This window comes from Labrys sp. KB_33_2, assembly GCF_052114505.1.
In the GTDB taxonomy this organism is placed as follows: domain Bacteria; phylum Pseudomonadota; class Alphaproteobacteria; order Rhizobiales; family Labraceae; genus Labrys.
The window spans coordinates 203,335-224,935 of the sequence record NZ_JBFREW010000005.1 but is presented as its reverse complement, the minus strand read 5'-3'; the positions used below and the strand labels follow the sequence as shown (position 1 = coordinate 224,935).

Annotated in this window: 20 protein-coding genes; 12 read left to right on the top strand and 8 right to left on the bottom strand. The window is 61.1% G+C overall.

What is annotated here, in order from left to right:
• The first annotated feature begins 7 nt into the window (after nt 1-7).
• From AB4037_RS11405 to AB4037_RS11380, 6 genes are all read left to right on the top strand, one after another.
• Nucleotides 8-427 carry a RidA family protein gene (locus AB4037_RS11405; protein ID WP_210249950.1) on the top strand — a complete coding sequence of 140 codons (420 nt, stop codon included), beginning with the start codon at nt 8-10 and terminating at the stop codon, nt 425-427.
• 11 nt (nt 428-438) lie between these two features.
• Complete coding sequence (locus tag AB4037_RS11400; RefSeq protein ID WP_434959953.1) at nt 439-1,116, top strand: DUF1028 domain-containing protein; 678 nt, start codon at nt 439-441, stop codon at nt 1,114-1,116.
• Nucleotides 1,117-1,178: 62 nt separating this feature from the next.
• Nucleotides 1,179-2,348, top strand: coding sequence for an acetylornithine deacetylase (gene argE / locus AB4037_RS11395; RefSeq protein ID WP_441771589.1), 1,170 nt, complete (start codon nt 1,179-1,181; stop codon nt 2,346-2,348).
• 188 nt (nt 2,349-2,536) lie between these two features.
• On the top strand, nt 2,537-3,490 hold the full coding sequence (locus AB4037_RS11390) for a LysR family transcriptional regulator (RefSeq protein WP_434959951.1): 954 nt from the start codon (nt 2,537-2,539) through the stop codon (nt 3,488-3,490).
• A gap of 184 nt (nt 3,491-3,674) precedes the next feature.
• Nucleotides 3,675-4,418, top strand: coding sequence for a glutathione S-transferase family protein (locus AB4037_RS11385; protein ID WP_434959950.1), 744 nt, complete (start codon nt 3,675-3,677; stop codon nt 4,416-4,418).
• Complete coding sequence (locus tag AB4037_RS11380) at nt 4,411-4,848, top strand: acyl-CoA thioesterase (protein ID WP_434959949.1); 438 nt, start codon at nt 4,411-4,413, stop codon at nt 4,846-4,848. Before AB4037_RS11385 ends, AB4037_RS11380 begins: the two co-directional genes overlap by 8 nt.
• Before the next feature lie 50 nt (nt 4,849-4,898).
• Here the strand turns inward: AB4037_RS11380 and AB4037_RS11375 are convergent, their stop codons facing one another.
• The 5 genes from AB4037_RS11375 to AB4037_RS11355 form a co-directional block, all read right to left on the bottom strand.
• Nucleotides 4,899-5,993 carry an RHE_PE00001 family protein gene (locus tag AB4037_RS11375; RefSeq protein ID WP_434959948.1) on the bottom strand — a complete coding sequence of 365 codons (1,095 nt, stop codon included), beginning with the start codon at nt 5,991-5,993 and terminating at the stop codon, nt 4,899-4,901.
• Nucleotides 5,994-6,359: 366 nt separating this feature from the next.
• The gene (gene repC, locus AB4037_RS11370; RefSeq protein ID WP_441771588.1) at nt 6,360-7,586 is read right to left on the bottom strand and encodes a plasmid replication protein RepC; all 1,227 of its coding nucleotides are present in this window, start codon (nt 7,584-7,586) and stop codon (nt 6,360-6,362) included.
• Between the two features lie 154 nt (nt 7,587-7,740).
• Nucleotides 7,741-8,733: a plasmid partitioning protein RepB gene (gene repB / locus AB4037_RS11365; protein WP_434959946.1), complete on the bottom strand. Its 993-nt coding sequence runs from the start codon at nt 8,731-8,733 to the stop codon at nt 7,741-7,743.
• Nucleotides 8,734-8,812: 79 nt separating this feature from the next.
• On the bottom strand, nt 8,813-10,024 hold the full coding sequence (gene repA, locus AB4037_RS11360) for a plasmid partitioning protein RepA (protein WP_434959945.1): 1,212 nt from the start codon (nt 10,022-10,024) through the stop codon (nt 8,813-8,815).
• Nucleotides 10,025-10,844: 820 nt separating this feature from the next.
• A complete protein-coding gene (locus AB4037_RS11355; protein WP_434959944.1) occupies nt 10,845-11,654 on the bottom strand; it encodes an alpha/beta fold hydrolase in 810 nt (269 codons plus the stop codon).
• Between the two features lie 80 nt (nt 11,655-11,734).
• On the opposite strand from AB4037_RS11355, the gene AB4037_RS11350 reads away from it, so the two are divergent.
• The gene (locus AB4037_RS11350) at nt 11,735-12,343 is read left to right on the top strand and encodes a CGNR zinc finger domain-containing protein (protein WP_441771587.1); all 609 of its coding nucleotides are present in this window, start codon (nt 11,735-11,737) and stop codon (nt 12,341-12,343) included.
• A gap of 182 nt (nt 12,344-12,525) precedes the next feature.
• Here AB4037_RS11350 and AB4037_RS11345 read toward each other — a convergent pair whose 3' ends face one another.
• The 3 genes from AB4037_RS11345 to AB4037_RS11335 form a co-directional block, all read right to left on the bottom strand.
• The gene (locus AB4037_RS11345; protein ID WP_441771586.1) at nt 12,526-13,800 is read right to left on the bottom strand and encodes a porin; all 1,275 of its coding nucleotides are present in this window, start codon (nt 13,798-13,800) and stop codon (nt 12,526-12,528) included.
• 606 nt (nt 13,801-14,406) lie between these two features.
• On the bottom strand, nt 14,407-14,670 hold the full coding sequence (locus tag AB4037_RS11340) for a hypothetical protein (RefSeq protein ID WP_434959941.1): 264 nt from the start codon (nt 14,668-14,670) through the stop codon (nt 14,407-14,409).
• 104 nt (nt 14,671-14,774) lie between these two features.
• On the bottom strand, nt 14,775-15,551 hold the full coding sequence (locus tag AB4037_RS11335; RefSeq protein ID WP_441771585.1) for a LuxR C-terminal-related transcriptional regulator: 777 nt from the start codon (nt 15,549-15,551) through the stop codon (nt 14,775-14,777).
• A gap of 584 nt (nt 15,552-16,135) precedes the next feature.
• Here AB4037_RS11335 and AB4037_RS11330 point away from each other — a divergent pair.
• The 5 genes from AB4037_RS11330 to sucD all read left to right on the top strand — a co-directional run bounded on the left by AB4037_RS11330 (nt 16,136) and on the right by sucD (nt 21,594).
• Nucleotides 16,136-16,888: a DUF899 family protein gene (locus tag AB4037_RS11330; RefSeq protein ID WP_434959939.1), complete on the top strand. Its 753-nt coding sequence runs from the start codon at nt 16,136-16,138 to the stop codon at nt 16,886-16,888.
• A 227-nt stretch (nt 16,889-17,115) separates the two neighbouring features.
• Nucleotides 17,116-18,306, top strand: a complete 1,191-nt coding sequence (locus tag AB4037_RS11325) for an aminotransferase class V-fold PLP-dependent enzyme (RefSeq protein ID WP_441771584.1) — start codon at nt 17,116-17,118, stop codon at nt 18,304-18,306.
• A 215-nt stretch (nt 18,307-18,521) separates the two neighbouring features.
• Nucleotides 18,522-19,487, top strand: a complete 966-nt coding sequence (locus tag AB4037_RS11320; protein WP_441771583.1) for an HpcH/HpaI aldolase/citrate lyase family protein — start codon at nt 18,522-18,524, stop codon at nt 19,485-19,487.
• Nucleotides 19,488-19,500: 13 nt separating this feature from the next.
• Nucleotides 19,501-20,685: a malate--CoA ligase subunit beta gene (locus tag AB4037_RS11315; RefSeq protein WP_434959936.1), complete on the top strand. Its 1,185-nt coding sequence runs from the start codon at nt 19,501-19,503 to the stop codon at nt 20,683-20,685.
• 12 nt (nt 20,686-20,697) lie between these two features.
• Complete coding sequence (gene sucD, locus AB4037_RS11310) at nt 20,698-21,594, top strand: succinate--CoA ligase subunit alpha (RefSeq protein WP_434959935.1); 897 nt, start codon at nt 20,698-20,700, stop codon at nt 21,592-21,594.
• Nucleotides 21,595-21,601 lie beyond the last annotated feature (7 nt).

Genomic DNA, 21,601 nt, shown 5'->3' with positions numbered 1-21,601 from the left:
CCCAATCATGATCCACAAGCGTCTTCGTCCCTTCAACACCAAGGACACTTATCCCGAGCAGAAGCTCAACACCGATCTCAGCCAGGGCGTGGTCGCCCGCGGCACCATGGTGTTCCTGCGCGGCCAGGTCTCCCAGGACCTCGACACCCGCGAGAGCCTGCATGTCGGCGATCCCCGGGCCCAGGCCCGCAAGTCCATGGAAAACATCAAGATGCTGCTGGAGGAGGCCGGCAGCGAAATGGCCCATATCTGCCGCATCGTGGTGTATCTGACCGATATCCGCTATCGCGAGGCCGTTTATTTGGAGATGGGCGAGTGGTTCAAGGGCGTCCATCCCTGCTCGACCGGCCTTGTGGTGCCTGCCCTAGCGCGGCCGGAATGGGTGGTCGAGATCGAGGTGACGGCCGTCATCCCCGACGCCGCCTGAGGGAGAGCCCGATGACCTTCTCGATCTCGGCACACTGCGCCCGGACTGGCATGTTCGGCATTGCCGTGTCCTCCTCCTCGCCCTGTGTCGCCGCCCGCTGCGCCCATGCGCGGGCCGGCGTCGGCGTCGTCGCCACGCAGAACATCACCGATCCCCGGCTCGGGCCGAAGGGCCTCGATCTGATGGCGGAGGGACTGTCGGCTGCGGAGGCGCTCGAGCGGCTCAAGGCGAATGCGCCGCATCTCGAGTTTCGCCAGCTCGCTTTGGTCGACAGCCAAGGCCGTACCGCCTCCTTCTCGGGCAGCCGAACGCTCGGTACCCATCGGGTGGTCGAAGGATCCGGAGTCGCTGCGGCCGGCAACCTGTTATCGTCGCCGGAGGTGCCGGTCGCCATGGTCGCCGCTTTCAATGAGATGGCAGAGCATTCGCTCGGCGATCGCCTGATCGGCGCGATGCGTGCCGCCGTGAAGGCAGGCGGCGAAGAAGGGCCGGTGCATTCGATCGGCATGCTGCTGGTGCGGGACGTCGCCTGGCCGGTCGCCGACCTCAGGGTCGACTGGAGCGAGGGCGATCCGATCGAAGACCTCGACCAGCTTTGGCAGCGCTGGAAGGGTGAGATGGAAGCCTATGTCTCGCGGGCCCTCGACCCGAGCCGGGCGCCGAGCTATGGCGTACCGGGCGATCTCTGACCGGATATGATGATCGGGGCTCGGTCCACAGGACCGGGCCTCCTGCATTTGGCGATGACAGCATGGCAGCCGAACCGACGACTCTGGACATTCTCGCGCGCCTGATCGGTTTTGCGACCCTCAGCCGGCAACCCAACCGCGACCTGATCGGCTATGTGACCGGCCTGCTCGACCGGGCCGGCGTCGGCTGGGACCTCGTCGAGAGCCCGGACGGCACCCGGGCCAATCTGCTCGCGACCATCGGTCCCGCCACCGGCAGCGGGGTCGTCCTCTCCGGCCATACCGACGTGGTGCCGGTCGAAGGCCAGGCCTGGAGCACGGATCCATTCAGGCTGCATGAACAAGACGGCCGCTATTACGGGCGGGGCACCGCCGACATGAAGGGTTTCGTGGCGGCCGCCCTCGCCGCTGCCCTCTATGCGGCCAGGCGGGATCTCAAAACGCCGCTTCATCTTGCCTTTTCCTATGACGAGGAAATCGGCTGTGTCGGCGTGCGCAGCCTGATCGAGCGGCTGGCGACCAGCCCGATCCGCCCTGCTTTGTGCATCGTCGGCGAGCCGACCGGCATGCGCATTGCGACCGGGCACAAGGGCAAAGTGGCTTTGCGAGCCTGCTGCACCGGCCGCGCCGGCCATTCGGCCCTGGCGCCGACGGCGCTCAACGCCCTGCATCTGGGCGCGGATTTTCTCGGCAGGCTGCGGGCGCGACAGCGCGACCTCGCCGAGACCGGCAGGCGCGACGATCAGTATGAAATCCCCTACACCACCCTCCATGCCGGGCGCATGAGCGGGGGCCAGGCCCTCAACATCGTCCCCGAATGCTGCGAGATCGAATTCGAGATCCGCAATGTCGCTGGCGATGACCCCCAGGCCATCATCGCCGATCTGAAGGGCGACGCCGAGGCGATCGTCGCCCCCCTGCGTCCCGCCTTTCCGGAAGTAGCCATCGCAATCGATGAGATCAATGCCTATCCGGGGCTGGAAACTCCCATGGATTCACCGGTGGTGGCACTGCTGCGCCTGATCACGCAAAGCCGGGAGCCAGCCTTCAAGGTGGCCTTCGGCACGGAGGGGGGGCTGTTCCAGGACAGGCTCGGCCTGGCGACGGCGGTGTGCGGCCCCGGCTTCATGACACAAGGCCACAAGCCGGACGAATATGTCAGCGCCGATCAACTCGGCCGTTGCGATGCCATGCTCGCCGCGCTGGTTGATCGCCTTGCCGTCGGTCTTTGATCCTAGTCCAGTTTCCGGAGCAGCATGCGAGCGGAGCGGGATCAACGGCTATCGCCTCCCCTTCCGAGCGGCCAGTTGCCGCTTTGACCTGCCGCGCCGAACAGGGAATTTTGTCAGGCAGTATAATCGCGATCCAGGACCTGCAGAACTGGCGCCCATGCCATTGCAGGCCGCGTGAGGAGCAACCCATGCGTTTTACCTTGCGACAGTTGAGCTATTTCGTCGCCGCCGGCGAGACCGGCAGCGTCACCCGGGCGGCAGAGCTGGTGAACATCTCCCAGCCCTCGGTATCGGCGGCGATCTCGCATCTGGAGACCGAATTGGGCGTGCAGATCTTCGTGCGCCAGCATGCCCAGGGCCTGTCGCTGACCACGCCGGGCAAACGCCTGCTCAGGGCTGCCAAAGAGTCCTTGCGCGCCGCCTATGAACTCTACGATGTTGCCAATGCCGCCGGCTCGATCGTGTCGGGGCCCATCAATGTCGGCTCGTTCCGCACCTTCTCCTCCCTGATCATGCCCGAGCTCTGGAGCGGCTTTGTGTCGAAATATCCTGACGCGCAAATGGTGGTGACGGAGGGAAGTGAGGCCGAGTTGCTGGAGGGCCTGCGCTCGGCCCGGATTGACATCGCGCTGACCTATCAGCTCAACCTGACGCCGGATATGAGCTTCCAGCCTTTGGCGGAGATGCCCTCCTATGTGCTGCTGGCAGCCGACCACCGTTTTGCCTCACGCTCGAGCGTGAGGCTGGAGGAACTGGCGGACGAACCCTTCATCCTGCTCGACCTTCCCCTCAGCCGCCAATATTTCCTGTCGATGTTCGAGCAGCGCAGCATCACCCCGCGGATCGTTGCCGAGACGGCCAGCCCCTCGACCCTGCGGTCCTATGTCGGTGCGGGCCTCGGCTTTTCCATGCTGACGGTGCGGCCGGTGAATATGATGGCGGAAAATGGCCGCCCCCTCGCCTATATCGAACTTGAAGGCAATACGGCCCCGATGGTGATGGGGCTGGCCTGCCTCAAGGACATGCGACGTCCGCGCATCGTCGACGCCTTCGAAGCCCATTGCCGCGAGGTCATCACGGTCGATCATATTCCGGGCATGCGCGGAACCGATTCAGGGCCGTCCCATGTTATAGCCGACTGAAGCGTTTTGCGATTTGACGGAATCACCTAGAATCGCAAAGACGCGTCTAAATGCGACGTTGGAGCAGACGAGCGTTCAATCATGAACGCGCTTATCTCTGGGTGTAATCGATCCTGATTCTCCGCCGACGCCTGTCCGGCTCGTCCCGAAACGACTGGATGCAATCTTGTGCATGGGAGATGGCATGAACGAGCCAAGACCTGCCAACGAGCCAAGACTCATTCTCTACGAACTCGCCGGATCCGACCCGCAGCTTCGCTTCAGCCCGCATTGCTGGAAGATCCGCATGGCCCTGGCCCATAAGGGTCTTCAGGCCGACCGGCGGCCATGGCGTTTCACCGACAAGGAGGCCATTGCCTTTTCTGGTCAGGGGCTGGTGCCCGTCCTCATCGACGGCGCCCATGTCGTCTCCGATTCCTGGCGTATCGCACTTCACCTCGAAGAGCGCTTTGCCAACAGCCCTGCCCTCTTCGGCGCGCCGCAAGCAGCTACCGTGACGCGTTTCGTCAATAGCTGGGCCGATACGGCCTTGCTGCCCGCTGTCTCCCGCCTGATCCTGCTCGACATCTACAATGTCCTCGACCAGAAAGACCGGGATTATTTCCGCGCGACCCGGGAACAGCGGTTCGGAAAGACCTTGGAGCAGGTCGTCCAGGACCAGCAGGTCCATCTCGAACGGCTGCGTCACACGCTCACGCCCCTGCGCCATTTACTAGGCGGACAGGCCTATCTCGGGGGCAAGCAGCCCAATTATGCCGACTATTGCGTCTTCGGCATGTTCATGTGGGCCCGCTGCACCAGTGCTATCGAGTTCCTGGCGGCTGACGATACGATCTACGCCTGGCGCGAGCGCCTGCTCGACCTCTTCGACGGCCTCGCGCGCCAGGCTCCTCACCACAAGGCCAATCCGGAGTTGCCCAATGCCTGACCTGCCAGTTCCGGCGGACTACGACTTCATGACCACAGACAAGCTGCGCTATGGTGATACGGACCGGCAGGCCCATGTGAACAATGCGGTCTTTGCCACCTTCCTGGAAACAGGCCGGGTCGAGCTTCTTCATGATCTTGCCTCCCCCGTGGCGGACGCCGAAAGCTCCTTCGTGCTGGCCCGTGTCGTCATCGACTTCCGGGCCGAGGTGCTGTGGCCCGGTACGGTGGAAATCGGAACGAAGGTCAGCACTATCGGCCGCAGTTCGATCACGCTCGATCAGGCGGTGTTCCAGAATGGGGTCTGTGTCGCTCAGGGACAAAGTGTCGTGGTGCTCATCGATAACAGTACCCGTCGCTCGCGCCCTCTTTCTGAAGATGCCGTCAAACGCCTGCAAGAGCTGGGTACTCCTCGGTCTCGATCGTTTTAGGGAACTCAGGCACTTTGCGGTTGCAGCCGATAAATGGCTGCTGACCACGCCTAGATGATCGCCCAGGCCCGATAGCGCCCTCGTCCGGTGATCTCTCGCACGCCCAGTTCCGCGATGAGATCCTGGGCCGCTCGTGGCGTGATATCGAGCCGCTTGGCAATGAGCTGTGCCGAGGCGAGCGGGGTTGTCAGCATCAGCTCGATCAAGGCCGGCAATTTCGAGGTGGAGCGGCGGCCGGCCAAATGGCGTTCGAGCTGGTGCCGAGCCAGGATCCAGCGGTCGTGATCCTTCAGTCCTTGTTCAGCGGCGGCCGCAATGGCTTCAATGAATGTCAGGAGGCGCGGCCCGGTGCCACGAGCAAATCGGGTCTCGCGCGGTAAAGCGCGCAATCCCACGCACAGGCAGGGCAGATGGGCGCGAGCCTTGTCCCGGGCCCGGAGGATCGCAGCCGCCAACACGCGCCCCAGCCAAGCCGCGGACTGCAAGGGTTCGATGTTCTCCCAGGCGATGATCGCCGCCGCCGCGGCCAGTACCGGCGGCAGATTGTCCAGGCGCTGGATATCGTCGCGCCATTCCTCGAGGCGGGCTTCCTCGTTCCAGTCGGCATCATCGATGTCTGGTTTGCGATTGGAGGGCGATGCGGCCTCTCCGGCCAGCACTGCCGCTGATCGAGAGACGATGGCATCGATTGCGGCGAGCTCGGCGGCCCAGGCCTGGTCTGCTGCCGATTCATCGGGCTCGACGAACGCAGGGTCCCTTTCCCGATGCTTTTGGTCGCCGGGTTCCCAAGAAGTGGGGGCCGATCCGCTTTGGGTGGGCAACTCCCTGCCTAAAAGACCCGCCAGCCCTTCCTGCGTGAGAGCCCAATCGGCAGGTGCGGAAGCAATGCGTCGTCGGGCCCGTAACACGGTGTGGGCACGCGTCAGCTCATGGGTCGGCGTGCGAGCGTCCATCGCGGCGTCATGCAGTACGAGGTCCTCGAGATGAACCAGTTCGCCATCGAGCCACAGGCTGCCGGCCGCGTCATAGAAGTGGGTGCGCGCGATCCAGCCTTCCCGGATGGAGCTGGTGCGTAACCTTTCATCAAGCCGTGCGAGCCTGTCCTCGGCGATCGCGAGCGGGACCGCGATTTCGCTCCAGGGCAACTTGTCGAGCTCTATACCAGCTATTTTCAAAGTCCTGATAACCCTAATGAAAAATCAAATAACGGAACCTAACACAGCTCTAGCTTCCGCCACATCGGGAAGCGTAATTTTCAGCCTTCGTCACTCAAGGGGCGTCGATTCCAACCTTGCCGATATTTAACACCATCCGGCCTTGAACCGAGAGTTGCCCTTCTCCATATCCGAATAGTCGGGAACGCGTCCCCAATCTTCCCCGGTGGGTCGATGGGTTCCCGGGGTTTCCTCCCAAGAGAAACTTCTTGGATGCCTATCCAAGCAACGGCCGGTTTTCCTGCCGTTTTTTTTTGGAGTGGACATCGTCAGTCCCGTTGAGATTTTGGCACCCATCTAGGCCCTTGGCTTTTGTGGTTCACGTGTGTGGATTTGCGCCATCAGGATGGGCCCGAGCGATAATTGTCCGGCTTCGGCCTTGCGAGTGAGGCTGCGCAAATAGCCGCCGGCTGAGTTGATGTTGGCGGCTCTCTGCACAATGCAGGCGATGATGACGGCGGCCTGTGCCTCGCCCATCACGGTTTGCGCCTCCTCCCAGGCGCTCGGACTGATACGCAGGATGGAGCGGGCCAAGGTTGTGGCGCTGAGGAAATCACGCCAATTGGCGATACCGTTGCGGGTATAATCGAGGATGCCGGGACAGGCTTGCAGGACAGTACCGAGCGTGTAGCTGCTACCGAGCGCTGCGGTGCGGCTTGCAGGTGTCGGTTCCGCATCGAGCCTAGTTGGGGTTACCGGTTCAGAATCAAGAAGGGATTCTGGATTTGATTTCTGTATGTGGCGCTCATTGCTGGACTCAATGGTGCTCACTTGTGCAGTTTTGATCTGTAATTCCAATCGGTTGAGGATGTCGTCGGCGAGCGTGGAGAGCTGGTCTGCCAGCATTTCGAGCTGTTCGAGCGTGGCGCGCCGCGGCATGCCTTCGATGAGATCGCGATAGAGGGCGTGCAGGTCGAGCCAGATTTGGCTCTGCTCCTCCGCTGGGTTCTCCGCCATGAGTTCGCGCTGTGCAACGGCAATCATCTTGGAGATGTCGCGCCGGCAGATGGTAATGCGTTCGCGTGCGAGTTTGAGGGATCGGGCGGCGTCCTCCACCTGTGTGGCGAGCCGAATGAACTCGTCGGCGCGGGCGAGCAGCGGGGCGAGGTCGAAGCCATAGGCGAGTTCGATGCTGCCACCGCGGCCTCGGCGGGCATAGCGTTTGCCGTTGGGGCTGTCGCGCCGGATGATCAGGCCGGCTTCGACGAGGATGGCGAGATGGCGCCTCAGCGTCGAGGCTGGCATGCCGTGCGCACGGCGGCTGAGCTGTTCGTTGGAAGGAAAGACGATGATGGCCTCACCCGAGAGCGTGGTTTCGGGATGGAAGGTCAGCAGCGCATTGAGCACGGCCAGTGCGCGCTCGGAGATACCGAGACGCGCCCGTGCCGTGCACAGTGCCTGGTAGATTTCCCACTTCGGAAATGCGCGCGTTGTAGGTCGCGTCTTGGCGATCGACTGGCTTGCAATCTGGGCAAGCGACAGCGTTCGCCGCCCAAAGGGCGACGTTGCACGATGAATCTGCACTCTCTTTCACCTTATCCAGGCAAAAGAAATCCGCTCGTCGAAGTACGACGCCTGAAACGCTTGACAGTGATTCGCGGAAATGAGATTCTCTGTTTGCTTACGACAGAAAAGGCTTCCGCGCGGCGACGCTCGGGGGCTTTTTTCTTTTGCGGGGTTAATCTCCTGCTTGGTTGCGTTGTTTCGCTTCCCTGAAGGCTTCGTAAAGCGCCTCCAGGTTCGACGAAAGGTAGTGGCCGAACTCGCCCGCATCCTTCGATTTGAGCGATAGGCTGAAAGCCTTGCCGGTGTTTCGGTAGCTGGCTGCCACGCGTTTGTCCTGCGGGGACCAATTGCCGACCGATTGTGGTGTCGGTGCTGATCGGGCTGGCTTGCGTGCATGCTGAAGATGCGTCAGCAGCCGGTTGAAACGGGCAGGCGTATCGAGATGGCGAAAGTCCTCGGAAGCGAGAAGCTCTTCGGCTTGGCTGGTGGCACCAGGCCGAAGAAGGAGCTTCTTGAGATCTTCCCAGCGATCGCGGCCGATCGTCTTGGCGGCCCCGATTGCTTCGATAACTGACGAAGGCACGATTTCGGCCACGGATAGCATGCGCGACAGCAGCGTATCGTCGACGGTAAGGGCCGATTTGACCGTGTCCTTGCTTTGCCCCATGGCCAGCAGCCTGGCGGCGAACAACGCCTTCTCGATGAAGGACAAATCGGCTCTGCGGGTGTTTTCCTGGCCCTGCGCGATGATATGGGCGATTTCCTCGACATTCTTGACCACAGCACGCACGCTGATGCCGAGTTCCCGCGCTGCGCGCGCCCGCCGATGGCCAAAGACGATCATATAGCGCCCGTCGCTGTCCGGGTGGGGGCGGACAAGGATGGGCTGAAGCTGCCCCTCCTTTTCGATTCCCTGGCGGAACAGGGCGAACTCCTCTTCATCATCCTCGATGCGATCGGAGACGAAGGAGGCGTCGAGAAGATGGGGATCGAGCGCCACGATGGTTTCGCCGGCGGTGAGGCGCTTGGCGCTCTCGGCCAGTTCCTCGATCGACAGCATCATGGAGCGCGATGCGCCGCGTGTAGCGTAGTCGGAACGCGTTTCATGCGCTGTACGATCCGCAGCGGGGCCGGTAATGCTCGCTAGAAGATTCTTGCGTGCCAACGCGCCCTCCCCTGCTTTCGTTCAACATGTTGAAAATATGCGTTTTTTTGCCGATCTGCACGGCTGTCAAAAATCAGGTTCATCGCCGACCCCATGCCTTGTGGACCAGAGTGGTGATCTCCTCATTCACGGCATTGAGAGCCTCGATCGCACGGTCATAGGTCGATCGGATGAATTGGGAGCGGTCGACCTCGTACAAGGTCTGATTGGTGATGCCGGCATCCGAAATCGCCGTGGATTTCAGCATCGGACTTTTCAGCATCTGCAGGGGAAACAGGGCCTGCATGAAGCCGACCATCTGGGTCTGCGGCCCGTCTATGGGTTCGAAACGCGTAACCAAATACCGGAACCATTGCAGGCGCACTTCCGCCCCCGCCTTGCTGATCGAGCGCAGCACGCCGCCCAGCATCAACAGGAACTGGCTCATCGACATGACGTCGAGCATCTGGGGGTGAATGGTGATCAGCACCGAGGTCGATGCCGTCAGCGCCGTCAAGGTGAGATAACCGAGCTGTGGCGGACAATCGATCACGACGACGTCGTAGCGGTCCTCCACCTCCTTCAGCGCGTTGGTGATGCGCGTGAAGAACAGGCGCCCGTCCGGTGAAGCACGGTTTGAGGCGGCAAGCGGCGTGTCGTACTCGTACTCCTGCAGCTCCAGATTGGCCGGCACGATGTCGAGGCCGGGGAAATTGGTCGGTCGGATCACCTGCGTGATCGGCTTCCTCTGGTCATCGTAACGAAGAGCCTCATAGAGCGAGAGGTTCTTGTCGAGCTCGGGCTGAATGCCATGCAGGGCCGAAAGCGATGCCTGCGGATCGAGGTCGATGGCCAGCACCCGGTGCCCGGTGAGAGCCAGATGCTGGGCGAGGTGGGCGGCTGTGGTGGTCTTGCCGCTGCCACCCTTGAAGTTCACCACGGAGATGATCTGAAGCTTTTCGCCGGCCCGGCGATGGGGAACATACTTCTTGAAGTCCGCACGGCCATGCCGGTCGAGATATTGCCGCAATTCCAGCATCTGCTCGGCCGTATAGCTGCGCCGGCCGGAGCTGGAAGTGGTCGGGATCGGGCCCTTGCCTTCCAGATGCAGCTTCTTGACGTTGGATTGGGTAACGCCGAGGAAATAGGCGACCTCCGCCAGCGAGAAGGAGCGCAGGCTCTTCATCGCATTTGGCGGATAGTGTTCGACCCGAAGCATGTTGAGCTTGTCCGAGATCAATTCCCCCTGCTGGAGAATGGTCTCGTGAAAGCTGAACGCCTCCAGGTCCTGGTTAGAAATCGACATGTTCATCGACTACGATTCTCGGAATAACGCTTTTTCGCGTGAAACAACATTTCAAGCGGGAATTATGCCCGATTCTCGCGTAGCGGCAATGAATTTTAGGTTAATGAAAGGTTAACGCCGAAATAGTGTCTCGAATCACTTTCGGCATCGCCCGTTTTGATTCTAACTTTTTGTATTATCGCTTGTTTTTCGCGGTTTGCACGGCTGTCAAAACGAGGGCTGGGCCGGGGAAGAAAAATAAAAGATTTGCGCCACTACCTATTGACGGGAATCGAAGTCTGACTCCTAGGGATTCTATCCTCTCCGAGGCAAATATCTCGAAATGAGTGGGCGCCTTGTGCTTGCCTCAGCCAAAGTCGTTTTGCCGAGGGGCTTTCGACCGCGGGAACTATGATTCCACGATCTGCAGCAAGCACGACCATCGATCGACTGCAGGCGACAAGGTTCGCTCGCGAACTCTCTTTTCTGAGACGCGAGGGAGTGGGCGGGGCAGGGCAGGCCCATAGCTGCAATGCCAATCTCGGACCGGAGGTTGGAAGGGAGGCGTCCAGGACCCTCTGTCGAGTAAGGTACGCCCCGCTGAAAGGGCCCGGCTGGTCGATCGCCGATGGTCGCAATGTGCAGGCGAGCTTGGCAGCCCGAGCGTGTATGGCTGCAGAAGCGTCGGCTTGGCTCTCGGAAAATGCAGAGAGGGAGCTGCAGAGAAGGATATCGATGCTGGATGTTCCGGGACAGGCTGATTCCGTCGCCTCCAGACATCCAGCCATGCGTTACAGTTTCCGCCCTCCTTCAAGTCCTCGCTTCGGCCAGGGGGCGCCAACTTTGCTCAAGGGCGATCGTCCAGGACCGCAGCGATGATGGCCTCCGGCGCGTCCTCCTGAACGAGATGGCCGGCCCGGGGCACGGGGATGAGGGTGCCACCCGTCAGGCGGTCAGCGAGCTTGCGTCCCTGGGCGATGGGAATCCAGGCGTCATCCTCTCCCCACAGGATACGCGTGGGAAAATCCGGACGCCGATAATGCGTCTCGACTTCCTCGATATAGCGTTGGCTCATCTGCGCGATCTGGCGATAGAAGGCGCTTTGGCCGATGTCGCCTAGCCAGGGGTCCCGATAGACCGACAGCACTTCCTCGCTGAGTGGCCGTGCGACGGCGTTGCCGATATAGGCCGAGAGGAGGGCGTGGTGGGCATAGGCCGGCAGCCCTGCAAAGGCGGCTTCATAGCGGCCGACATGCATGACGAAGGGAGATCCTTGCGGAGCGATCGCGACGGGATTGATCAGGGTCAGATCGGAATAGGCGACGCCGTCGATAAAATGGGCACGCAGCGCGGTGGCGCCGCCGAAATCATGCGCCAGCATCTGGGGCCGTTCCAAGCCCCACTCGCGCAGCATGGCACCGAGAAGGCGGTTCTGCATGCCGAGCGAGACATCCTTGTCAGGCATATCGGATTGGCCGTAGCCGAGCAGGTCATAGAAAAATACGCGCCGCTTCCTTGCGAGCCAGGGCGCGATACGGCGCCAGACCTGCGAGGAAAAGGGCGTGCCGTGCACCATCACCAGCGGTGGCCCATCACCCAGCATGTCCCAGGCGATCTGATTGCCTTCGAAGCTGAAACGGTTCGCGAGCTCAAGCATGGTGTCCTCCGAATAACCATTTTTGATATAATTATAGGTTACGCTGGATTTTTCAGGGCGCAACCCCTAAACTGCAATTAATGGTTATTTCTGAGTCTCAGAGCCGATATGCCGAAGGGTGGAGCGAGGCCGATTATGTCGGCGGCCACCCTGCGCTCGATTTCATCAACACCGTCGCCGACACCGGCAAGACCCGCCTGAGCGACAAGATCGGCAACTGGGATGGCGTGCGGAAGTGGGCTGGTGGGGCAGGCCTGTTGCCGAGGCCGGAACTTGCTGCTTTTTTCCAGGACGCGTCCCTCGACGATGATGACGAACTGGCCAGGCTGCATCGGTTCCGGGAGCAGGCTTATGAAGCGATGCTTGGCCTTGTCGGTCGGACCGATACCGGTTCCCAGAGCGTGATCGACTTGGAGCGTTCGATCCGCGATGCCATGGGGCGAGGCGCTTTTTCAGAGGAGGGGCGGCAATTTCGCTGGCAGCCGGACGCCCGCAGCCCTCAGCGCTGGCTGGATGCCGTCGCCTTATGCTTCGAGGAGTTCTTGCGCAGTGAGGACGTCACGCGCCTGCGCCAATGCACTCGCTGCACCTGGTTCTTCGTCGATCGCGGGCGGGGTGCCGGCCGGCGCTGGTGCGACATGCGCACTTGTGGCAATCGCGCCAAGGCCGAAGCTTTTCGCTGCCGATGACAAGAACTTTATCCATGATAATTAGCCAGCTATTATATGCTGCTGAAGTTACGCCAACGTTGGATTCGTGGGGTTGTGATCCGATCGGCGAGTTTTTTCTCTGCGTCGCGATTTCGGCGGTGCCTATCAAAAAAGGCCCGGACGAAGCCGGGCCCTCTTCATCGTTGACTGAAGATAAAGCTTTAGAACACGCGCTTCAAACGAATGCCCACCTGCCAGACATTGTAGTCCTTCACAGGAGCTGTATTCGTTCCGGTTGAAACTCCCGACCAATTGTCGAATTTTCCATGAGTGTAGGCAACCTCGGCGGCTGCCGTCAGACCCTTGACGATCGTGTAAGTGAGGTTACCGGCGAGGGTGTATTCCTTTAGGGAAGATGATGCATCCGTCGTAAGCAAATCATCATACTTGGTGTCAATATACGCTCCAACCAGATTGGCATTCAGGACAGGCGTGATATTGCCACCAAGTTCAGCGGTGACGGACCAGCCCTTGCCAGAACGGATATTGGCATTGGAGTTCAAGAAGTAATCACTGTTGGCATACCAGGTGTTACCTGCGCCGAGATAATCCAGGGCACCGTCGGCATACTGACCTTCAACAATGAAATGACCACCGTCAATGAACGGGAGCTTGATCAAAGCCGTTCCACCGGCTGCCCAGCCATATTTGCTCTTATTTGGCGAGGCAATCGGAGCGCCGGTCGTATCAAAAAGCTGAGCCGAACGGAATTGATGGCCGGCTGCCTGAACAGCCAGAGAGCCCCAGTTCTGATCCCAGCGCAACTGGCCGACAACGTCCGGAACCTGCTGGCCGCCTTGTGCCGCATAGTAGGTGTTCGTTGTGGCAAAGCCGTTTACACGATGGTCGCGACCATCTTCGATCGACAGTGTGGCGCTGAAGCCGCCGCCGAACTGGGCGGTGTAGGCAAGCAGGTTGACGGTGTTGACTTCGGTGTAATAGGGCGCCCAGATCGTATCGCCATATTCGTTGTCGTAGAAGCCGAAGAAGGAATGGGCATAGCCGGCCGTCAAGCCACCAAACTGGATAAAGGCTTTGTCGATGGTGAAGGTGTTGCCGTTATACCCACCGCTTGCCCGGCCCTGCTTCGAGATGGGGTGCGAGTCAGCGTCGATCTGGAAATAGGAACGCAGCATACCCCAATCGGTCTGGGTGCGGGCGTCGAACCAGATACGCGCCTCGGTGTTGAAGGCCGACCGATTATCGTTGCGGCTGAAATTTTTGCCGCCGAAGGCACGATAGTCGGCGCGGATCTCGCCGCCGATCTTCAGGCAGGTGTCGGTGCCGGGGATATAGAAGAAGCCCGGGCCGAAGGCTGTGCAGACCTTCACATATTCGACGGCCTCGCCCTTGGTCATGGGCAGATCGGCGGCTTGGGCGGCGCCGATGACAGCGATGCCGGCGATGGTTCCTAGAAGCAGAGATTTGGTCGTCATGCGACTCCCCCGTTGAGGTTGTTACCGGGAGTGAGCTTGCGACACTTCCTGAGTCACCGCAAAAGGAATCCAAGCCATATGGTAGTTGATGTAGCCTTTTTGGATGTTTGTGTAACAAAAAGGCCACAATTTAATCAGTGTTCGAGCAAGAAACTAAGAAGATATCTTTAAAATTACAACCAAAACTTAGAAATTAAACTACAAAAAACGACCTCTGGTTGTGTTATAGTCAAAGATAATTACACGCGATATCTATCCAATTACGAATTAATACAACCTCGTGCTTGTGGTGCCACGCCGAGTGATTCCCTAATATCGTCTTGGGTTCGCGAGACCCTGAGCTATTGGAGCCCGGCCGGGAATTGACCTCCCCGGTCGGGTTTCGCTTTGGGCGAGGAATTCAGGGGCCAGGCGGAGCGCAACAGAGCCAGGGGCGCTGAGCCAATGTTCCTGCTACCGGTTACAGGAGGCGAGTCCCCTTGTTATCGGCGACAAATGCAACGCATGACTTGTCGGTGCATACAGGAGGTCCGGGACAGAAGTCTCAGGCCGATCCCCGGTGCGCCCGTCGCCAATGTGCTTGTGGGAGCTGCCGCGTCCTTCGCTCTATCGCGAGGCAGGCGGCCATTGCCGCCCGATGGCTGCCAGGCCGGAGATCAGAGCGTCGAGATTCTTGCCTCCGCCGGCGATCTTCTGATCGGATTTGTAACAGGTGTATTCGACCCGCTCGTCTTCGAAGACGTCGATCTCCAGGCGGTTTTCCTCGATCGTCACCGTCAGGGTGACGGAATCAGAACCCAGACGATCCATCATGAACCAGAGGCGATGCCGCTCCAGTGTTCGCAGCAATGAATAGAGCTTGTGGGGCATGGGCGCTTCTGGCCTGTGTGGCGGGGGGTAATCGCTGGGGCAGACCCGCTGCATCCGGCTTTCCATCCCGGGCAATGGCGAATGAACAGTACGGGATGAGCCGGCTAGCGAGCTTGATCGGCGGTCGCAGGCGCTTCCATGAACGCATGGGGCCGAGCAGGTGGGAACTGGAGATCATTCGTTCTCGCCACGACTTCGGCGCGGCTGCGCGCCTTCAGCCTGCGCAGGATGTTGCGGACGTGTACTCTCACGGTGAATTCGCTCATCTGCAGCTCGTGGGCGATGTCCTTGTTGGACGAGCCCTTGCGCAATTCGTGGATGATTTCGAGTTGCCTCGGCGTCACTAGCGCCTGCCAAGATTGCTCCTGCACCTCAGGATCACGTGTACCGGCTTTCCTTCGACCCGCTTCCAGAAGAGGAGTGAACAATCCCCCTCGACGGACGAGGCGGACGGCAAAGATGACGTTGTCGATCGTCGATTCGGAGGGGACGACACCCTTTGCGCCCTGCTTGAGAAGAGCGATCAGCATGGCCTGGGTGGTGACGTCGGCGAGCACGAGAATGCGGGCTGCAGGTGCCGTCTCCAATATTGCTCCGATGTCTCGGCCGATCGCGGTGATGCTGAGTGGATGCTCCGAGGCAATCAAGAGAATATCGGTGGCACGAACGGCAGCTGCCGCCCAGGCCTCGACATCCTTGAAGCCTTCCGCCGCAAGGGCTGTTTCCGACCCCACGAGGCAGCGCATCAGAGCCGTGCGGTTGAGGCCGCAGCCGCCGATCAGATCAATAGAGATCGGAGGTATGTTGGTGTGTGTTCGAGCAGATGCTCGTCCGGTGACACCATATGAATAGAAGGTGCGTTCAGCCTGCAGGGCTYGCAAGCAACGTCCTTCATCCACGCGAACCCCGATTAGAATCTCTGTCGGCGATAAGGTCATGCGGGCCTTGAAACCATCTTGGTGCTTCCTCCGGCAAATCAGTCCGAAAGTGCGGCTCGCCCCCAAGCCAAATCATCTCATTCGAGGATTGCGCTCCCTCCGTCATCTCATCAAATTTATGCCAGCTTCTTTTACTGAATGTTTCTGTCGCTCCTATACGTTGGTATTATAGCGGTCTGCGAGATCTGAGCTCTGGGGAGCTTGCAATGGCCGGCGCCGCCTTCATCGTCGATCTTCTGGTCGGCTCGTTCCAGGGATGCGTAGCCTCGTCTGTGGCGACGAGAATATCGGTATCATCATGCCGTAATGGGACGGGCGGCCAAGAAATCGCCTTGCGGTGGGCAGTGCCATCAGCGCGGCGAATGTCTCTCAATATCCAATTCCAGCAGATCATGGTGCGCTGACACATCAGGTGCGGATCGTGGACAGGCGAGCGTATCGAAATCCCGTCACACTTGTAACTCGCGGCGTTTCGAAATCCGGCGCTAGCCTTGTCGCCATCGACGCAATCAGCGAAGGCGAGAACGATGATCAACGACAGCACCGGAGATCGGCTCGGAGCCCCCGAAATAGTCGATCGCGATATATTCCAGGCAAAGCTGGAGGCGTTGCAGGTCCGGGAAAAGGCCCATACCAGGGAGGGGGACGCCATTGCCGCTGCCCGCCGACGGCTGCCCATGGTCAAGATGGATGGCGCACTCCCTCTCATCGGCGACCAGGGGACAGTGACCTTGCTGGATGCCTTCGAGGGGCGCCGCATGCTCATCGCCTATTACTTCATGTGGCATACCGGCCACCCCGCGCCGGAGCAATGCGAAGGCTGTACCTGGGTCACATCGCAAATCCGCGAACTGTCCTATGTGCATTCGCGCGATGTCACTTATGCCACCTTCTGCCAGGGCCCCTATGCAGAAAGCGCCCGTTACCGGGACTTCATGGGCTGGCAAATGCCCTGGTATTCGGCGCCTCGCACCTCGCTCGATGCGCTCCTGGTCGGGCGCCGGCTAGGCCTGATGTATATCGGCTGTTATCTGCGGCAGGGATCGGATGTCTTCGAGACCTATTGGACGACGCGGCGAGGCGTCGAGGCGATGGACAACAATTACCGGCTGCTCGACCTGACTGTCTACGGGCGGCAGGAGGCATGGGAGGATTCGCCGGCCGGATGGCCGCGCCGCCTCGAAGGGGTTGAAAGGGTACGTGTCGATGGACGCCCTACGGCCCAATGGTCCCGTCTCAAGGCCGGCCATTCAGACGATCTGGGATCCGCAGGGCACTGAGGCGCGCCCTCTCGCTGGTTTGGCAAAACCCCTTTGGGGCGGTTCGGGTAGGATTCCGCCTATCCTATGGGGCGCCCGAGGCTCTGAAAGTGTAGGGGGCGTCCAACGCCCTCAGGCTCATGAATCTATCCCGACAGGTGTTGTGGGCAGGACCCCCCTCAACCGATCATCACCCTCGAAAGCAATCGGCAGGCTCAGGACCCGCCGCACATTTCGGGAGGATTTAGATGGCCGGCTTCACCCAGCTTTTCGTTCCAGGACCGACCAATGTCCCGGAAATCGTCCGCCAGGCGATGAACATGCCGATGGAGGACATGCGCGCCCCGGACTACCCGGCCTTCACCCGCGGCCTGTTCACCGACCTGATGAAGGTGTTCCGCAACGAGACCGGCCGCGTCTTCATTTTCCCCTCTTCAGGCACGGGTGCCTGGGAATCGGCGATTACCAACACGCTGAGCCCCGGTGACCGCGTGTTGATGTCGCGCTTCGGCCAGTTCTCGCATCTGTGGGTGGATATGGCCGAACGCTTCGGGCTCGACGTCGACGTGGTCGATGTCGAATGGGGCACAGGCTGTCCGGTGGAGATCTATGCTGAGCGGCTTCTCCAGGACAAGGAACACCGCATCAAGGCTGTTTTCGTCACCCACAATGAAACCGCCACCGGTGTGACCAGCGATGTCGCCGGCGTGCGCGCCGCGCTTAACGCCGCCAGGCATCCGGCCCTGCTCTTCGTTGATGGCGTCTCCTCGATCGGTTCGATCGATTTTCGCCAGGAGGAATGGGGCGTCGATTGTGCCGTCTCGGGTTCGCAGAAGGGCTTCATGCTGCCGCCGGGCCTCGGCTTTCTGTCGGTCAGCCAGAAGGCGCTCGCAGCGGCCAAGGCAGCCGGGCACAAGCGCTGCTATTTCTCTTTCGAGGACCAGATCCGTGCCAATGACACCGGCTATTTCCCCTACACGCCGGCCGTGCAGCTGCTGCGCGGGCTTCGCGCCGCTCTCGATCTTCTCCAGGAGGAAGGCCTCGACAATGTCTTCGAGCGTCATAACCGACTGGCCACCGGCGTGCGCAAGGCGGTAGAGGCCTGGGGGCTGAAGCTCTGCGCCAAGGAAGCCAAATGGAACTCCGATACGGTGAGCGCGGTGCTAGTGCCCGAAGGGATCGACAGTGCCGAGATCGTGCGGCGGGCTCATTATGGCTACCAGACTTCCCTGGGCGTCGGCCTCAACAAGGTTGCCGGCAAAGTGTTTCGGATCGGGCATCTCGGCTGGGTCAACGACGTAATGATGTGCGGTGCGATCTCGGCGGCCGAAATGGCATTGCGCGATTGCGGCGTGAAGGTCCAGCCCGGTTCCGGTGTCGGCGCGGCCCTCGAGCATTATCGCCTGTCGGCTCAGCCCAGCCTGGCCAAGGCGGCCTGAGGCCCAACCTTACCCTCCTCTTGATGGGGAGGGTCGACACGCAGTCTCGGGGTGGGGTGACCCTTTCGCAGGAATTGGTCGCTCCTCTCGTCAGGACCTGAGTTCGTTCACCCCACCCCGGCCTTTCAGGCCGACCCCAGACCATTCCAAGAGGAACGGTCGACCCCATCGAGGGGAAGGTAAAGGGGCCGCCGCCATCCCAAGGGACACCCATCATGAGCCATACCATCCATCACCTGCGAAAACTGCGCCTGCAGCGCAGCGAACTCGCGGTACCGGGTTCCAATCCGGAGATGATCCGCAAGGCCGCCGATGGCGGGGCGGACTATATCTTCCTCGATATCGAGGACGCAGTTGCACCGCCCGATAAGGAACGGGCGCGCAAGAATATCATCGAGGCGCTCAACGAGATCGACTGGCGCGCGCGCGGCAAGACCATCTCGGTACGCATCAACGGGCTCGATACCCATTACATGTATCGCGACGTCGTCGACGTGATGGAGCAGGCGGGCGACCGGCTCGACACCATCCTGGTGCCCAAGGTCGGCGTGCCCGCCGATCTCTACATGGTCGAGGCCATGGTCAACCAGATCGAGACGGCCAAGGGCTTCAAGACCCGTGTTGGCCTGGAGGGCTTGATCGAAACGGCGCTCGGCATGGCCAATGTCGAGGCGATCGCCGCTTATGGCGGAAGGCTCGAGGCGCTGCATTTCGGGGTGGCCGACTATGCTGCGAGCTGCAAGGCGCGAACGGTCTCGATCGGTGGCCTCAACCCGGATTACCCCGGTGACCAGTGGCATGCGGCCCTGTCGCGCATGACGGTGGCCTGCCGCGCCTATGGCCTGCGCGCCATCGATGGTCCGTTCGGCGATTTCTCCGATCCGGAAGCCTATGTCGCGGCGGCCAGGCGCGCTGCAGCACTCGGCATCGAGGGCAAGTGGGCGATCCACCCCACGCAAATCGCGCTCGCCAATGAGGTGTTCTCGCCGCCCGAAAAGGAAGTGAACCGTGCCCGCCGTATCATCGAGATGCTCCGGGAGGCCGAGGAGCAGGGCAAGGGTGCCGCTGCGCTCGACGGCAAGATGATCGATGCCGCGTCCGAACGCATGGCTCGCAATGTCCTGGTCATGCACGAGGCCATCCAACAGTCGACCCAGCCGCGCGCCGGCCTGCCCAACTGACGAGGTTACCGACATGGATATCCATGAATACCAGGCCAAGGAACTGCTCTCTCGCTATTCGGTGCAGATCCCGCGCGGCGGTCTTGCCTACAGCCCCGAGCAGGCGACCTATCGCGCCAGCGAGATCGGCGGCGACAAATGGGTGGTCAAGGCCCAGATCCATTCCGGCGCCCGCGGCAAGGCCGGCGGCATCCGCATCTGCAAGTCCGACACCGAGGTGTCTGATGCTGCCGAGGCCATGCTCGGCCGCAAGCTGGTCACCCACCAGACCGGCCCGAAGGGCAAGCTCGTCTCGCGCCTCTATGTCGAGGAAACCGTCGACATCCGCCAGGAGCTTTATCTGGGCATCGTGCTCGATCGCAAATCCGAGCGCGTGATGATCGTGGCGTCCGCCTCCGGCGGCATGGAGATCGAGGAAATCGCTGAAAAGCAGCCTGACTCCATCATCCGCGCCATCGTTGATCCTGGGGCGGGCATGCAGCAGTTTCAAGCCCGCGAGATCGCCTTCGGCCTCGGGCTGGAGAACAATCTGATCGGCAAGGCGGTGGATACGCTGCTCGGCTGCTATCGCGTCTTCCGCGACTACGACGCTTCCATGCTGGAGATCAACCCGCTGGTCGTCACCCGCGACGGACATCTGATCGCCCTCGATGCCAAGATGTCCTTCGACGAGAACGCTTTGTTCCGCCGCGCCGAGATTTCGGAACTGCGCGACAAGTCGCAGGAAGACCCGCGCGAGACCTTCGCCTCCGACCGCGGCCTGTCCTATGTCGGGCTCGACGGCAATATCGGCTGCATCATCAATGGTGCGGGCTTGGCCATGGCGACCATGGACATGATCAAGATCGCCGGCGGCGAGCCGGCGAACTTCCTCGACATTGGCGGCGGCGCCTCGCCCGAGCGTGTCGCCAAGGCGTTCCGCGCCGTGCTTGCCGACAAGAATGTCGAGACCATCCTGGTCAACATCTTCGCCGGCATCAACCGCTGCGACTGGGTGGCCGAGGGTGTGGTGAAGGCGATGCGCGAGGTCGGCGTGAACGTGCCTTTGGTGGTGCGCCTCGCCGGTACCAATGTCGAAGAGGGGCGGCGCATCCTCGCCGAGTCCGGCGAGAAGGTGATCGTGGCCGACACCCTGGCGGAAGCGGCCGAAAAATCGGTCGAGGCGATGCAGGCCTTTTCCAAATCCAAGAAGCATTGAGGGGGAAGCGAAATGGCAGTTCTGTTGAACCGCAAAACGCGTGTCATCGTCCAGGGCTTGACCGGCAAGATCGGCTCCTTCCACGCCCAGGACATGAAGCGCTATGGCACCAATGTCGTCGGCGGCGTCACCCCCGGCAAGGGCGGGCAGGACCATCACGGCATTCCGGTGTTCAACACGGTCAAGGGCGCCGTGCGGGAGACGGGCGCGGAGGCCTCGATCGTGTTCGTGCCGCCGCCCTTTGCGGCCGATTCCATCATGGAAGCCGCCGATGCCGGCCTGAAGTTCTGCGTCTGCATCACCGACGGCATTCCCTCCCAGGACATGATGCGGGTGAAGCGCTATATGCGCCGCTTCCGCTATGAGGACCGCATGCGTCTGATCGGCCCGAACTGTGCCGGCGTGATCACGCCCGGCCAGGCACTGATGGGCATCATGCCCGGCAATATCTATCTGCCGGGTCGCGTGGGCATCGTCGGCCGCTCGGGCACGCTCGGCTACGAGGCGGCCTCGCAGATGAAGGCGCTGGGCATCGGCGTTTCCACCAGCGTGGGCATCGGCGGCGATCCCATCAACGGTTCGTCCTTCAAGGATATCCTGAAGTTGTTCGAGGAAGATCCGGATACCGACGCCGTGGTGATGATCGGCGAGATCGGCGGACCGCAGGAAGCGGAAGCCGCCGAATGGGCCAAGCATCATATGCGCAAGCCGCTGATCGCCTATATCGCTGGCCTGTCGGCGCCCAAGGGCAAGCGCATGGGCCATGCCGGCGCCATCATCTCCGCCTTCGGCGAGTCGGCCCAGGAAAAGGTCGAGATCCTGCGCGAGGCCGGTGTCGCGATCGTGCCGACGCCGGCAGCCTTTGGACCAGTCGTGGCAAGCGTGCTGGAGAACAGGAAAGCGGCCTGAACAGGTT